11 protein-coding genes and 1 tRNA gene are annotated in these 15,126 nt (G+C 41.9%); 3 read left to right on the top strand and 9 right to left on the bottom strand.

Annotation, left to right across the window (positions count from 1 at the left end; all coding sequences use genetic code 11):
• Positions 1 to 8: 8 nt before the first annotated feature.
• The 4 genes from gcvP to gpmI all read right to left on the bottom strand — a co-directional run bounded on the left by gcvP (position 9) and on the right by gpmI (position 5,869).
• The gene (gene gcvP, locus DMB45_RS05895; protein ID WP_041502743.1) at positions 9 to 2,897 is read right to left on the bottom strand and encodes an aminomethyl-transferring glycine dehydrogenase; all 2,889 of its coding nucleotides are present in this window, start codon (positions 2,895 to 2,897) and stop codon (positions 9 to 11) included.
• A 366-nt stretch (positions 2,898 to 3,263) separates the two neighbouring features.
• A tRNA-His gene (locus DMB45_RS05890) sits at positions 3,264 to 3,339 on the bottom strand.
• Between the two features lie 65 nt (positions 3,340 to 3,404).
• Positions 3,405 to 3,992 carry a DUF3109 family protein gene (locus DMB45_RS05885; protein ID WP_041502944.1) on the bottom strand — a complete coding sequence of 196 codons (588 nt, stop codon included), beginning with the start codon at positions 3,990 to 3,992 and terminating at the stop codon, positions 3,405 to 3,407.
• Positions 3,993 to 4,348: 356 nt separating this feature from the next.
• Positions 4,349 to 5,869: a 2,3-bisphosphoglycerate-independent phosphoglycerate mutase gene (gpmI, locus tag DMB45_RS05880; RefSeq protein WP_041505508.1), complete on the bottom strand. Its 1,521-nt coding sequence runs from the start codon at positions 5,867 to 5,869 to the stop codon at positions 4,349 to 4,351.
• Positions 5,870 to 6,090: 221 nt separating this feature from the next.
• On the opposite strand from gpmI, the gene DMB45_RS05875 reads away from it, so the two are divergent.
• Both DMB45_RS05875 and DMB45_RS05870 read left to right on the top strand, forming a co-directional pair.
• On the top strand, positions 6,091 to 6,426 hold the full coding sequence (locus DMB45_RS05875; RefSeq protein ID WP_041502741.1) for a PadR family transcriptional regulator: 336 nt from the start codon (positions 6,091 to 6,093) through the stop codon (positions 6,424 to 6,426).
• 10 nt (positions 6,427 to 6,436) lie between these two features.
• Positions 6,437 to 7,867, top strand: a complete 1,431-nt coding sequence (locus DMB45_RS05870) for a PspC domain-containing protein (RefSeq protein ID WP_041505507.1) — start codon at positions 6,437 to 6,439, stop codon at positions 7,865 to 7,867.
• Positions 7,868 to 7,935: 68 nt separating this feature from the next.
• Here DMB45_RS05870 and DMB45_RS05865 read toward each other — a convergent pair whose 3' ends face one another.
• Genes DMB45_RS05865 through DMB45_RS05845 form a run of 5 tightly spaced genes read right to left on the bottom strand, consistent with a single transcriptional unit; the run spans position 7,936 to position 13,911 of the window.
• Complete coding sequence (locus DMB45_RS05865) at positions 7,936 to 11,142, bottom strand: S41 family peptidase (RefSeq protein ID WP_110688556.1); 3,207 nt, start codon at positions 11,140 to 11,142, stop codon at positions 7,936 to 7,938.
• A 17-nt stretch (positions 11,143 to 11,159) separates the two neighbouring features.
• Positions 11,160 to 11,495, bottom strand: coding sequence for a hypothetical protein (locus DMB45_RS05860; protein ID WP_041502738.1), 336 nt, complete (start codon positions 11,493 to 11,495; stop codon positions 11,160 to 11,162).
• A complete protein-coding gene (locus DMB45_RS05855) occupies positions 11,495 to 12,382 on the bottom strand; it encodes a DUF4296 domain-containing protein (protein WP_041505505.1) in 888 nt (295 codons plus the stop codon). The genes DMB45_RS05860 and DMB45_RS05855 overlap by 1 nt, the downstream gene beginning before the upstream one ends.
• A 3-nt stretch (positions 12,383 to 12,385) precedes the next feature.
• Positions 12,386 to 13,174, bottom strand: coding sequence for an ABC transporter ATP-binding protein (locus DMB45_RS05850; protein ID WP_041502736.1), 789 nt, complete (start codon positions 13,172 to 13,174; stop codon positions 12,386 to 12,388).
• Positions 13,174 to 13,911 carry an MlaE family ABC transporter permease gene (locus DMB45_RS05845; protein WP_181416495.1) on the bottom strand — a complete coding sequence of 246 codons (738 nt, stop codon included), beginning with the start codon at positions 13,909 to 13,911 and terminating at the stop codon, positions 13,174 to 13,176. Before DMB45_RS05845 ends, DMB45_RS05850 begins: the two co-directional genes overlap by 1 nt.
• A 135-nt stretch (positions 13,912 to 14,046) precedes the next feature.
• On the opposite strand from DMB45_RS05845, the gene DMB45_RS05840 reads away from it, so the two are divergent.
• Positions 14,047 to 15,123, top strand: a complete 1,077-nt coding sequence (locus tag DMB45_RS05840) for a mannose-1-phosphate guanylyltransferase (protein WP_041502735.1) — start codon at positions 14,047 to 14,049, stop codon at positions 15,121 to 15,123.
• Positions 15,124 to 15,126: the final 3 nt, after the last annotated feature.

The raw sequence follows: 15,126 nt of genomic DNA, 5'->3' as shown, positions 1-15,126 counted from the left end.
GAACCAGCTTATTTCTGATCGGCATAAGCATCAATCGGATCACAAGTACACATCAGGTTACGATCGCCGTAACCATCGTCTACACGACCCACCTGGGGCCAAAATTTATTTTCAGCCACCCAAGCTAACGGGTAAGCGGCCTTACTGCGCGGATAGGAGTGGTTCCACTCGTCAGCAGTCAAGACCTTATGCGTATGAGGGGCATTTTTCAACACGTTGTCCGTTTTATCGGCCTTTCCTTCCCCCACTTCAAGCATCTCCTCGCGAATGGTTTTCAGAGCTTCGATAAAACGATCCAGTTCCTCTTTCGGTTCACTTTCCGTCGGTTCAACCATCAAGGTTCCATGAACCGGGAACGACAACGTCGGAGCATGGAAACCAAAGTCCATCAAGCGTTTGGCTATATCCAATTCGGATATTCCATACTCTTTGTTAAACATATTGCAATCCCATATCATCTCGTGTCCAACACGTCCCCGCTTACCTTTAAATAAGATCTTAAAGCCCAACTTCTCGAAAGAAGAAGCCAAATAGTTGGCATTCAATATAGCCATCTCCGTAACCATCTTTAATCCCTTACCGCCTAACATCAACAAATAACCGTACGTTACAGGCAACATACCCACGGAACCGTACGGAGCAGCAGCCACCGCATGGATTCCATGTTCACCTCCGGTCTTCACCATAGTGTGAGTCGGTAAAAATTCTACCAGATGAGGTGCGACACAAATCGGTCCGACACCAGGACCGCCGCCGCCATGAGGCATTGCAAAAGTTTTATGCAAATTCAAATGACAAGCATCTGCACCGATAGTACCCGGACTCGTCAAACCGCATTGTCCATTCATATTGGCACCATCCATAAATACCTGTCCTCCATTTTCGTGTATGATTTGGCATAATTCTTTAATGGACTCTTCAAAAATTCCATGAGTAGAAGGATAGGTAATCATCGCTCCGATTAGATTATCCCGATTCTCGATCGCTTTCTGACGGAAATCTTCCACATCGATATTACCTTCCGGATCCGTTGCCGTCACGATAATCTTAAACCCGGCCATTGAGCTGGAAGCAGGATTCGTTCCATGAGCGGAAGCAGGAATCAAAATAACATTCCGGTGTCCCTCTCCGCGAGAAATATGATACTGACGAATAACCATCAAAGCCGTGTACTCTCCGGCAGCTCCGGAATTAGGCATTAAACTGCAACCGGCAAACCCGGTCACCTTACATAACATCTCCTCCGTTTCACGGATCATCTGCTGATAACCTTCAACCTGTGAAAGCGGAGCAAACGGATGCACCCCACCTATTTCCGGCCAGGTAATCGGCAACATCTCCACGGCCGCATTCAACTTCATGGTACAAGAACCCAATGAAATCATAGAGGTAGCTAATGAAATATCCCGACGTTCCAAGTTTTTCATATAACGCATCATTCCGGTTTCAGAATGATAAATATTGAATACGGATTGTTGCAAGAACTCATCCTCGCGCAACATGGAAGGTTCAAGAATCGTGCGGTCGTCAAGGAATTCAACCCGCTCCGCCACCTTACCGGCAGCTTTGGCAAAAATTCCGATAATCGTATTGATCTCCTCTTCGTTGATTTTTTCATCGGTAGATAAACCGACAACCTTACCGCAGCCGCAATTGCAATAAAAAAGATTGATCTCTTTTTCCAATGCCGCATCCCTAACGTTTTCCTGACAAACGCCTTCCGGTAACTCGAAACGTAACGTATCAAAGAATTTATTATGCTTCAGTTTATAACCGTATTTTTGAATCTCCGTAGCCAGAATAACAGCGGCGGAATGTATATGACGAGCAATCCTCACTAAACCTTCCGGTCCGTGATAAGCTGCATAAAAACCGGCCATCGTTGCATTTAACGCCTTGGCAGTACAGATATTCGAAGAAGCCTTTTCTCGCTTAATATGTTGTTCGCGGGTTTGTAAAGCCAACCGAAGAGCCTTGTTTCCCTGAGCGTCTATCGTCACTCCGATGATTCGGCCCACGATATTACGTTTATACTCTTCCTTGGTCGCCATATAAGCAGCATGAGGACCTCCGTACGCCATCGGAATACCGAAACGTTGAGTAGTTCCTACCACGACATCCGCTCCCCATTGTCCCGGAGGGGTCAACAATACCAAACTCATCAAATCCGCCACGACGGACAATAAAGCCCCGTTGGCATGTACCCGGTCGGCAAACGCCTTATAATCGCGAACCTCACCGTCAGCAGCAGGATATTGAATGATAGCACCGAAAACGTCCGGAGTAAATTCAAATGTATCGTAATCTCCATACACCAATTCGATGCCTTGCGGAACGGAACGGGTTACCAATACATCCTTCGTTTGAGGGAATATCTTGTTATCGACAAATAATTTATTGGCTCCAGCTTTCTTCATCTCTTTACTTCTCAAACCAAACATCATGGTCATAGACTCGGCAGCAGCAGTAGCCTCATCCAACAAAGAGCAATTGGAAAGCTCCATACCGGTTAATTCCACTATCATCGTCTGGAAATTTAACAAAGCCTCCAAACGTCCTTGTGAAACTTCCGCCTGATAAGGAGTATAAGAAGTATACCAAGCCGGATTCTCCAGAATATTACGCTGAATCACAGCCGGGGTAATCGTATCATAGTATCCCTGCCCGATAAAGGTACGATATAATTTATTTTTAGACGCAACCTTCCTCATCCGCGCAAAAAACTCGGATTCCGTTAAAGGAGAAGGTAAATCCAACTCTTTCTTCAATCGAATGGATTCTGGAACAGTTTGATCGATTAGTTCATCAAGAGATTTGACACCGACTACCTTCAGCATATCCTCGATATCTTCAGGACGTGGTCCGACGTGCCTCCACAAAAATTTTTCTGTAGCCATTTATTTTACTCTGATTATTAATAGTTTATATTCAATTCACTCGTTTCGTCAACGATTGTGTAAAAGTAACTAAAATTCTATTGGAGACAAAATATCTCTCGATATTTAATGGAAACAGACAATGATAGCACACGGAAAGGGATACGACAGCTTATCGTAGCTGTAGATTATCAGATAAAAGGATTCTGAGATATAAGGATTGGGTGATTGAAACGATAGATGATTGTAGATTGTAGATTTTAAATCGTAAATTGTAAATTAAATAAATCTAAAATCTACAATGCATGGAAGGGATTGGGAAAATCGAATTGAACTCCGTATTAAATACAAAAAAAAAAACGGTTAAAATCAACCGTTTTTATAGGCGGGTGGAAGATGGGGCTCGAACCCACGACCTTCGGAACCACAATCCGACGCTCTAACCGACTGAGCTACATCCACCATTTTGCTTTTGCGCTGCAAAGATAAAATAACTTTTTTTCTCTACAAAGAAAAGCATCTAAATTTTCAAAGCTTAAACTTGATTTTCCCCCGTTTTATCTCGTTTGCCACATAGCATAGCTGTTCGTACCACTCCGTTCCATACTTCTCAATCAAAGCATCTTTTAGAAAAATGTAAAGAGGAATACCTTTTTTTTCTCCCTTTATTTTCGCCCCCGCACAAATCTTCCATTCATCGTAATTAACTGCTTGATACGAGGGGTATCTGGTGATCCTAACCGGATACAAATGACAGGAAATAGGTTTGCGAAAAGTACTTTTCCCTTCCGTCCAGGCTTTTTCAATAGCACACCAACAACTTCCGTTTTCTTCAATAGCATAGGCACACTCCCCTCCATGAATCAAAGGCGTACCCAAATCGCCTTCCACATCAATAACGGCCCATCCCTGTTCTTCTACAGCCTGTATCCCCTCCGGTTTCATGTATAATTTAATGTTCTCGTAATTCTCCCGTATGTATTTCTCCTCTTCTTCTTCCAAAGGTGCCCCGGCATCGCCTTCAACACAACAAATACCTTTGCAAACCGATAAATCACAACAAAACTCTTTTTTGATCACGTCCAAGCTGACAATCGTATCCCCTATCTGTATCATGTAACTGAAAATTGAAATAAAACGGGCAAATTTAGTCATTTCTCATTACCCGACAATTTCCCGACCAATAAATCCATACGCCAAACCCGCAATTACAGATTAGCGAAACCGGATCATTAAATTGAATCACTTCATTGTAAATTCCAGATCGAATTTATAATTTACGAGTGAGTCTTGATATTACCTCCTCTAAATCGACCATCATATTAATCCCCTATTCATTGTAAATTTTAGATTTGTTTAATTTACAATTTAAAATCTACAATCACCCAATCCCTTAATCACCCAATCCTTATATCTCAGAATCCTTTTATCTGATCATTCACAACTAAATAACACATCCTCCCCGGGGATATTCAGACCAACAATGGTTTTCCTGTCATTTCCGGCGGGATAGGTAATCCCATAATAGTTAAAACCGTCGGAGCGACATCGGCTAAAACTCCATCCCGGAGATGATCACATTTAGAATCCGTCACCCAAATACATGGAACCGGATTCAGAGAATGGGCCGTATTGGGAGATCCGTCTTCATTCACCGCATTGTCCGCATTTCCATGATCGGCAATGATCAATACATCGTACCCGTTTTCCCGAGCGGCCGCCACCGTCTTTCCGACGCATTCGTCAACCGTTGCAACAGCTTTCTGAATAGCTTCATAAACACCCGTATGCCCTACCATATCCCCGTTAGCGTAATTCAAACAAATAAAATCCGCCTCCTTTCGTTTCAACTCTTCCACTATTTTTTCAGTCACGGTCGGGGCCGACATTTCCGGTTGCAAATCATAAGTAGCAACCTTGGGAGAAGGGACCAGTATCCGTTTTTCTCCGGCAAAGGGCTCCTCGCGTCCCCCGTTCAAAAAGAAGGTAACATGGGCATATTTTTCAGTTTCAGCAATACGCAACTGTTTCAAACCTAAAGACGCGACATACTCCCCAATGGTATTCACCACGTTCTCTTTATCAAAAAGAATATGCAATCCCTGAAACTTAGCATCGTAAGGAGTCATACAACAATAATACAAAGGAATGGTTTTCATTCCGAAATCAGGCTTGTCTTCCTGTGTCAACACAACCGTCAATTCTTTAGCCCGGTCATTTCGGAAATTAAAAAAGATAACCATATCTCCTTCCCGAATAGTCCCTATCGGATTCCCGTTTTCATCTACCCTGACAATCGGTTTTATAAACTCATCCGTTACCCCTCCCTCGTAGGATTCCTGTACCGCAGCAATGGCATCCGTTGCCGGTGTTCCCTTACCTCTTACCAAAAGATCGTAAGCCTCACGAATCCGTTCCCAACGAGAATCCCGATCCATAGCGTAATAACGACCGATCACGGAAGCTATCTTTCCGGTAGATTCAGCCATTTGCGCCTCCAGAAGTTGCAAAAATTCCTTTCCGCTACGAGGATCCGTATCCCTGCCGTCCATAAAACAATGCACGAAAGTATCTTCAATACCGTATTCCTTTGACAGCTCACAAAGGGCAAATACATGATCCAAAGAACTATGCACACCGCCCTGGGAAGCCAACCCCATAAAATGAACCCGTTTACCGTTTTCTTTAGCATAGGTGAAAGCTTTTACAATTTCCGGATTTCGAGCAATGGAATGATCCCGGCAAGCCCGGTTAATTTTCACCAAATCCTGATACACTACCCGACCGGCTCCAATATTCAAATGTCCCACTTCCGAATTTCCCATTTGTCCGTCCGGCAACCCGACATTTTCACCGCTGGTATACAATAAAGAGCGGGGATTATTATTGGCCAAAGCCGTAATACAAGGAGTCGGGGTACTCCCTATTGCATCCGAATGATCATGTTTACCGATTCCCCAACCATCCAAAATCATCAATAATACCTTTTTCATATCTATTTTTTTATCGTTTCCTTATTTTTTCGATGCAAAGTTAATCTTTATTATGAAGTTTAATTCACTCTATTCAAGTAAAATCCACGGAAACGTTTGCCTCTTGTCCGAGAGATAAATTCATGCTTAAAAAAATATTTTTTATTTTTATAGTACCATGTATTGCATAATACTATTTTTTATTTATATCTTTGCCATACACAAAAACAAATACGCAGGACATGAACATTGAAAACACACAAGCTCAAATGCGAAAAGGAATCCTGGAGTATTGCATTTTGTTGATTATCTCACAAAAAGACGTATACGTCCCTGATATTATCAACAAATTAAAAGAGTCCAGGATGATCGTTGTCGAGGGAACAATCTATCCCTTATTGACAAGGTTAAAAAACACAGGCCTCCTATCCTATCGATGGGAAGAATCTTTGCAAGGGCCTCCTCGGAAATATTATAGCATTACCGAATCAGGACGTCTTTTTTTAAAAGAGTTGGAAAACTCTTGGGAAGAGTTAACCTCTGCTGTAAATCATATTAAAGAAAATCACAACGCTTAATCCTATTACCATGAAAAAAACATACACCATAAATCTGAGCGGAAAGGTTTTTCATATCGATGAAGATGCTTTTGAAAAACTTCAGGATTACCTCAATACACTTAAGAATCATTACATAAAGGAAGAAGACGGGACCGAAATCATGTATGATATCGAAAGCCGTATTGCCGAACTTTTCATGCAATATCAAAAAGAAAACTTCCGGGAATCCATCGTTTTGGAAGACGTCGAGAAAGCAATCACGACCATGGGGAAACCGGCTGATATCATAGACGACGAGGAAGAAGCAGAAGAATCCAAAGGGAAACCCACACATAAACTGTACCGGGATCCGGATCACATGGTATTGGGGGGTGTCGCCTCGGGTTTGGCTTCCTATTGGGGAATTTCCATGATACTTATACGTATCTGCTTTATCCTTTTTTCACTATACTACGGCATTTTCATTTTAGTATATATCGTACTCTGGACAGTTATTCCCAAAGCCAAGAACTCCAGAGAAAAATTAGAAATGAAAGGTAAAAATATCAACATCCCCAACATCGAACGTTCGGTAAAAGAAGAGTATCAGGAAATAAAAATATCTTCGATACATCGGTTTTTCAGAAGGATAGGAGAGCTCATAAGTAGATTTTTCGGCGGGATAGGGAAAGCCATCGCTTTTCTCTTCGGTTTATCCGTTCTCTTATTCGGTATCGTATCGCTCTTTACATTCATATCGATACTATTTTTACCCAACTTAATGCCGTGGGCGGAAGCGTACGAAGAAGCCACCTGCATGGTTTCTCCTTTTCATCTTTCCATCCTTAAAATCTGCTTTTTCTTCCTAACCGTCATTCCCTGTTTATTCATCATTTTTCTGGCACTTAAAATATTGATCTCTTTCGAAAGTAACAATAGAACTATTCTGTTGCCGGCCGGAGTAATATGGTTAGTCTGTTTATTTCTACTGCTCATTGTCGGATTATCGGAAGCACAGAATTATACGCAACGAACAATAAGAACCAACACCTCAACGCTTCTCAGTCCGTTATCGAATAAAATCGTCATAGATCTCAAGGATCGCTACAATACAGGTTACAATACTAATAGATATCGATCGATTTTTAGAGTCCGAGATACAAAAGCATCCTTTTTGGTTTCTCCGGTTAAATTTTCCATCTACGCGTCAAAAGATGTCGAGGAACCCCAAATATTTTTCAATCGGAGTACCAATGCCTCGGACTATTTTAACGCGGAAGATAAAGGTATCCAAATCAACTGGGAGTTGAAGAACGATACCTTACGAATGGATAATTATTTCAAAATCGAAGGCCCGTGGAGGGGACAAGAGCTGTATATCAGGATTCTCTTACCCAGCCATTGCAAAATAGAATTTACGGAAAACGTACCCAGGGATCTAAAATTTTATTATCTCGAAGGCCAGATAAAAGAATACTGATAATTGGTTTTTAGTTAAACACTTCTCTATTGATTGACGAAAAGGGCGTTGCAGCGCCCTTTTCTTATTCATTTTCGATCGATCTCTCCCAACAACTCCTCCACAGCTTTTTCCAGCTGTTCATCCTTTCCCGAAACGACCTTTTCCGGAGAGTTAGCCACCTTCACATCCGGCTCCAACTGTTTGTTCTCCAAATAAGAACCGTCTGCCAGACGATATCCGACAATAGGGATACCGAAAACCAACGTCGGATCTTGTAAGCGCTCCCAGGAAACGCTTGTCATGGTACCCGGAACAGGCATCCCGACTAACTTCCCTATATTTTTATATTTATAGACCCAAGGGGTTCCGTGAGCATTCGAATAATTCGCTTCGCCTATAATCATAACGGATGGTTTGTTCCAACGACGGCTGGGCATATCACAGGCTTCCCGTCCTCTGACAACCTGAGTAAAATACTTTTCTCCGCTAAACAACACCTCGATGTCTTCGTGTAAACGTCCTCCGCCATTGAAACGAGTATCAATAACAATTCCTTCCCGATCATTGTATTTCCCCAATATATCGGAATAAATCGAACGGAAACTCGGATCGCTCATGCTTGCGATATGCACATAGCCCAACCGGCCGCCGGAAAGACGATCGACCTCCGCAGCCCTCTGTTTAACCCAACGTCTGTATAACAGCTGCCGCATACTGCTTTTAGAGATCGGTTTGATGACCTCTTCCCAACGCTCTTTCGATTCCGGATTATAGAAAGAGAATAACGTTTTCTCACCTCTCTTTTTATTTAACATAGGAAAATAGTCCATCCCGATTTCGATTTTTTTTCCGTCAATCTTTTCCAAAACGTCTCCGGCCCGTACTTTCGACCGGGCGTTATCGAAAGGTCCCTTTTCCAATATTTCCGTAACGATCAAACCCGGCCGACGCTCGTTCCATTCAAACAACAACCCCGTCTCGGCAGTTTCGTCTCCTCTCTCTTCCGGATAAAAACGACCGCCAGTATGGGACACATTCAATTCACCGAGCAGTTCACTCAACAACTCCGAGAAATCATGGTTATTGTTGATATACGGTAAAAATTTTTCATAATCCTTCGTCACGGCCGGCCAATCCACCCCATGCATATCTTTATCATAGAATCGCTTAGCCTCCTGCCGACGCACCCGGTCAAACATATAAGCCCTCTCGGCCACTTTATCCAATTCCATCATGGCCCTATACACGACAGGTGTTTGCTTATCGGATTGCAGATTAATCTTCTGCATATTCCGACTACCTAATAAAAAGAGATTGTTACCCGATTTATCCAGCACTAAAGAACCCCAGTTCCCGTTCAATTTATGCATCAGACGAGTATTTTTACTACGCAGATTCATCTCCCACAAACCAAGGCCGCCCTCAAAAGAAGCCAGATAATACAGCTTCTCCCCTTCCCGGCTCAAAACGGCATCTCCCAATTCGGAAGAGCTCGGAGTCAATCGTACGATCCGATCTTCTATTCCTTTCAACTCCACGACAATCGCTTTCCGTTGTTGTTTCTCCGATTTTTCCTCTTCTTTATAAGCCGACTTCTCCTCTTGCTTCAGCAACTCGTAATCCTCTTTACTCAACCTAAACCTATCGTAGGCATCCTGATTTAAAAAAACGATCATCACGTCTTCCAAAGAGCCCCACGAAGCATGATTCCTCATCCCGTAGCGTTCACTCGAAAACAGTATCGCATTTCCATCCAACACCCACCGGGGATTACCATTCGAATAGCCGCTACGGGTCAAATTGATAATTTGCCCTCCTCCATCCGCACGAACGATCCCGATATCCCCATAAGGATCATGTTTGTTTCCAATAAATTCCAAGGCGAACCATTTACCATCCGGAGACCATTTATAAGTGAAACCGTCTCCTGTTCGATAATGCATACTTCCATCGGTAATTTGCCGAACTTTCTTATTTTGCAGATTGACCACCATTAATTTATTACGGTCCTCTATAAAAGCCAACTCTTTACCGTCCGGAGAAAATTGAGGGGCAAAACGCTCCACGGAAGAGGCGGGTAATACGGCTTCTTCATCGATCAACGTGGCATTCGGAAAATTAATCTCCTCTTTTCGGGCCATCTTTGCCGTATAGATATTCCAATTTCCATCGCGTTCGCTAGCGTAAGCCAATGTCCGGTTATCAGGAGCAAAACTCAACCATTTCTCCTGTTCCGGAGTCTCGGTAACCTGCTTTGTCGTCACGTAATCCGTAGATGTAACGAACACCTCCCCGCGTAAAATCAAAGCAATCTGCTTACCGTCAGGTGAAACTTCGGCATCCGTCGCACCCGAAGTAAAAAGAAGCTCTTCTCTGTCATCAATGGCCTGATCTCCGCGAATTTCAACCGCAACCTTTTTAGGTTTCGACATTTCGTCTTTTATATAAATTTCTCCGTCATACCCAAAACATAAGCGTCCGGTATTGGCAATACTCAAAAAACGCACGGGACGATTTTTAAACGAAGTGACGGGCTCGACCCGATCCGGAACGGTCAGGTTAAACGAATAGATATTGAAAGAACCTCCGCGTTCACTTAAAAAGTAAACTTTCTCGTCTCCCGGGGCGAAAACAGGATTTCGATCCTCTCCCTGCCAACCGACCAGGTTCGTGTGTTTCTTACTTTTTATATCATAGAGATAAATATCCCGAGTGACCGAAGAGGTATGATGTTTACGCCACTCATTCTCTCCACCCTTCTTATCATGATACAGAAACCGTTTACCCGATTTGGAAAAACAAATGCTTTCCGCAGGCGTTCCCAACACCTGTCGGGGCCTTCCTCCATTGACAGAAACCGCATAAAGTTCCGTTAAAGCCGGGGAAGGGAACAAAGCGCTTTCAGTCGGATCCTGTATCTGAGCCCCATAAACAATTTCTTTTCCATCAGGAGTAAAAGCATACGGAATCTCCTTACCCGAATAAGTGGTTAACCGTTTAGGAGTTCCTCCCTCTGCAAGCATAATGAATATATCCAGATTCCCGTAACGATCACTCGCGAAAGCGATGTATTTACCGTCAGGAGACCAGATCGGGTAAGTTTCATACCCGGGATTCGTCGTTAATTGCTCAGCTCGCCCTCCATCTGCAGAAACTTTATAAATATCTCCCTTGTAACTGAATACAATTTGTTTACCATCCGGAGAGATACTCGGATAACGCATCCAAAGGGGACCCGCAGATAACACTCCCCAAATAAAAAATAAAACAAGTGTCAAATACAATTTACTCATCGTTCTTTATTTTAGTATTATACCAAACGTAAAACAGAAGCCTTCTCTGACCATCTGAAGTGCTCCCAATCAGCTCCTTGCACAAGAGCCAATCCAGTTCTCCAATCACATCTTTTATCATACATATCGACAATACACGATAACAAATCATCCCCGGGACACCAATCCCGTTTATCGCTCATTAAAAACCCAGCGACAATCATTCCCCCATAAAATTCCAAACCGGGAATCTCACGAATAAAACCTCCCGTGTTTACCACGTCTACGACATTCTGACCATCAATAACAACATATCCATTCCTCACCAAAGGATAACCCGGCAAGAAAATATAATTAGCCGCAATTTTTCTCATTATTTATTCAATCGATAGAGTTCCTTGTTACGCTCTTCTTCTTTCGGAGTTTGATACAGTTTAAATATACCCGTATTCCAAACCTTTCCGTTCCATTCTTTTTCTCCCTTTTTTGTCTCTTCCCCGGCCAGAATACGGATGCGAAGTCTGTTATAGGTGGAATCGGCCACGTAATAAGACCACTTATAATCTCGTTTAATCGAATCCATCACCACCCACGTATCACTGATCTTCAGCGTATCATTCTGATCCGAAAGCAAATAAGAAAGGATTTTATTACTCCTTTTCCTGTCCCGGTGTTCAAATTTCAGACTTGTCTCAAAATTATACATTCCGGGAGCAATACTATCCAATTCGATCTCGACATACGGATTCTGTCTATCTAACGTAACCGTATCCGTCATAACAATCTCTTTCGTCCAATTCCCGGCACACAATAAACCAATGAATTCATCTTCAATCCGGACAGAATCACAATCCAAAGTATCGAATACCCACATTTTATAACCCGGCATTAAATTTAAGGAGTCCTGACCCGTCAATTGCTTATAAATACGCGTTTTCTCCGTTAACCTGCGATTCAAAGAATCAATAACGACATCGTATATTTTAGTAAAGAGAGCCGTTTTAGCCGAATAATAATGGACGCATGAGTCAAACTCCGCCCGCGTGATTCCATACTTCTCGAATAAGTCATTATAATACATGTATTTTTTCCGGTCATCTCTACGGTCATTTCCCTCCTCCTCCATCCATACCACGAGAGCTCCGTCTGCCGTATGCATATCGATCAACAATGACGTGAATTCTTTTCTGTCTAAAGGGACTTTTTCCGAACAGGCCGTCATACAGGTTACTATCAATATAATCCACAATACATTTTTCATACGCTATACCTTATCTTTAGGTTTTGACTCCCCACGATCCTCCCATTTTTCTTTTATCAATTGATTAAATTTCGAAGTAAACAAAAATTCATTCAAAGCTTTGTTAGTAGCATTCATTATCTCCGCGTTATTGCCCTCCCACTCTTTTTTCCCTTCATGAATGAATAGAATGTTCTCGCCTATTTCAAACACGGAATTCATATCATGAGTATTAATAATCGTCGTCATTTGATATTCGTGAGTCAATTCCGATAATAAATTATCGATAACAATAGAGGTTAAAGGATCCAAACCCGAGTTGGGCTCATCACAAAACAAATACTTCGGCTGCATGACAATCGCCCGGGCAATAGCAACCCTTTTTTTCATTCCTCCACTTATCTCTGCCGGATATAATTTTCCCACGTTATCCAAATTAACGCGGTTCAAACAAAACAAGGCTCGTTCCTCTTTTTCCTTCTCACTCATACGAGAAAAAAGATTCAACGGAAATTTTACATTTTCCAAAACGGAAAGAGAATCGAACAAGGCTCCCCCCTGAAATACGACCCCCAATTCCTCTCTGATCTTCTTTACCTGTTTCGTATCCATAGAGGTAATATCACGATCGTCATACAGGATCCGACCGGAATCGATCGGATGTAAACCGATCAAAGACTTTAACAATACCGTTTTACCGGAACCGCTTTTCCCAATAATCAAATTGACCTTCCCCTCTTCAAAAACGGCATTGATATCCGACAATACAACTTTCTTATCAAATGATTTATATACATGTTCAACCCGAATCATTACAATAAGATTTTAGTTAATATCAAATTAAAGACTAATATCGCAATACTGCTATCCACAACGGCTTTCGTGCTTGCACGTCCGACTTCCAAAGCCCCTCCCTGAACATTATAACCGTAAAATGCAGGAATAGAAGTAAAAATAACCGCAAAAAACAGGGTTTTTATAATCGAATAAGTCACATAATACGGGTTAAACGAAAAATGCAACCCATGAATATAATCATCATAATTCACGACTCCCGACGCCAACCCGGAAAGGATTCCACCGATAATACCGACGAACACGCTAAACACGTATAAGACCGGGTTGATAACCAAAGCGGCCGCAATCTTAGGACCGACCAAATAAGAAACGGAATTTACCCCCATGGATTCCAGCGCTTCTATCTGTTCCGTAATCTTCATACTACCGATCTCCGAAGCAATATTGCTACCGATCTTTCCTGCCAGAATCAAACTTACAATGGTCGAAGAAAACTCCAACAACAACGTTTCACGCGTCAAATAACCGATCAAATAACGGGGTAAAAGCGGGCTTGACATATTATATGCCGTTTGTAACGTCAATACAGCTCCAATAAAAAAGGAAATAATCATTACCAATACGATCGAGTTCAAACCCAATTTTTCAAATTCATTGAGCAACTCCTTTAAATAAACTCGTTTTTTTTCAGGCTTTGTGAATATTTTCCCCAGAAATAGTATATAAGCTCCTAACCGATCTAAAATTTTCATCAATACTAACTTCTTTATTAATACCCGTCTCCAATCCTTTCTCCAAATTTTATCGTAAAAATAGAAATTATTCACGGATTTATTACTAATTTCGACAACAATAAGAGGAATTAAATTTCAAAACTTCGATTGAATATGAATAAAAACTCGTACTGCGTAATCATGGCAGGTGGACTCGGAAAACGATTCTGGCCAGTCAGCAACAAGGCTTGTCCAAAACAGTTTTGCGACATCATGAATACAGGTAAAAGTTTTCTGAGACAAACTTTTGAACGAGCAAATCAAATTTTCGACCTACAGAATATCATTATCGTTACAGGAACGGCCTACGAGGGCATCACAAAAGAACAAATACCGGAAATTCCGACCGAAAATATCTTAAAAGAGCCTTTCGGCAAGAATACCGCCCCCTGCATAGCCTATGCCGCCTATAAGATCGCGAGAACAAACCCCGAAGCCTCGATGGTAGTCGTCCCCTCCGACCATTTTATATTCAACGACAAAGAATACATCGACAACATCACGAAGGGTCTGGATTTTGTCGAACAATACGGAGGATTGCTTACCATCGGAATAAAACCGACCCGACCGGAAACCGGTTACGGATATATCCAAATCAAAAAAAACAGAATCACGGAATACGTTTCCAAAGTCAAGACTTTCACGGAAAAACCGGATAAAGAATTGGCAAAAGTATTTATGGAGTCAGGTGATTTCCTTTGGAACGCAGGTATTTTTATTTGGAAAGTAAAAGAAATTATCAACGAATTTAAAAATCATTTGGAAGATCTTTACCTTCTGTTCGAGAATGAATATAAAAATGCAGAAAAGCCCGATTCCGCCGAAAACATATCTCATATTTACAGCCAAAGTCCAAATGTATCCATCGACTTCGGCATCATGGAAAAATCTTCTAAAGTTTATGTGATCAAAGGTGAATTTGGCTGGTCGGACGTCGGAACATGGCACTCGTTTCACGAAATAAGTCCCAAGGACGAAAATCAAAATGTAAGTAATAATGGAAACGTACTTTTTATCGACTCCAAGGAGTGTATCGTGTGCGTTCCTCACCAGAAAAAAGTAATCGTAGAGGGTATTGATAATTGCATCATCGCGGAACAAAACGATTACCTTATGATTTGTACCCGGGAGCATGAAAACAACATCAGACACTTTGAAGATATGTTGAAACAAAAAGGAGCTTTAAAATAAAGC

This window comes from Sanguibacteroides justesenii (assembly GCF_003204205.1).
Lineage (GTDB): Bacteria > Bacteroidota > Bacteroidia > Bacteroidales > Marinifilaceae > Gabonibacter > Gabonibacter massiliensis.
The sequence above is the reverse complement of the archived record's forward strand: the minus strand, read 5'-3'. Positions and strand labels throughout refer to the sequence as shown.

Coding starts and splice junctions, on each gene's coding strand:
- gpmI (WP_041505508.1), bottom strand. CDS start 5,869: ATGAAAAAGGTATTATTGATGATTTTGGATGGTTGGGGAATCGGTAAA.
- DMB45_RS05845 (WP_181416495.1), bottom strand. CDS start 13,911: ATGAAAATTTTAGATCGGTTAGGAGCTTATATACTATTTCTGGGGAAA.
- DMB45_RS05885 (WP_041502944.1), bottom strand. CDS start 3,992: ATGATACAGATAGGGGATACGATTGTCAGCTTGGACGTGATCAAAAAA.
- DMB45_RS05860 (WP_041502738.1), bottom strand. CDS start 11,495: ATGAGAAAAATTGCGGCTAATTATATTTTCTTGCCGGGTTATCCTTTG.
- gcvP (WP_041502743.1), bottom strand. CDS start 2,897: ATGGCTACAGAAAAATTTTTGTGGAGGCACGTCGGACCACGTCCTGAA.
- DMB45_RS05850 (WP_041502736.1), bottom strand. CDS start 13,174: ATGATTCGGGTTGAACATGTATATAAATCATTTGATAAGAAAGTTGTA.
- DMB45_RS05875 (WP_041502741.1), top strand. CDS start 6,091: ATGAACATTGAAAACACACAAGCTCAAATGCGAAAAGGAATCCTGGAG.
- DMB45_RS05840 (WP_041502735.1), top strand. CDS start 14,047: ATGAATAAAAACTCGTACTGCGTAATCATGGCAGGTGGACTCGGAAAA.
- DMB45_RS05870 (WP_041505507.1), top strand. CDS start 6,437: ATGAAAAAAACATACACCATAAATCTGAGCGGAAAGGTTTTTCATATC.
- DMB45_RS05855 (WP_041505505.1), bottom strand. CDS start 12,382: ATGAAAAATGTATTGTGGATTATATTGATAGTAACCTGTATGACGGCC.
- DMB45_RS05865 (WP_110688556.1), bottom strand. CDS start 11,142: ATGAGTAAATTGTATTTGACACTTGTTTTATTTTTTATTTGGGGAGTG.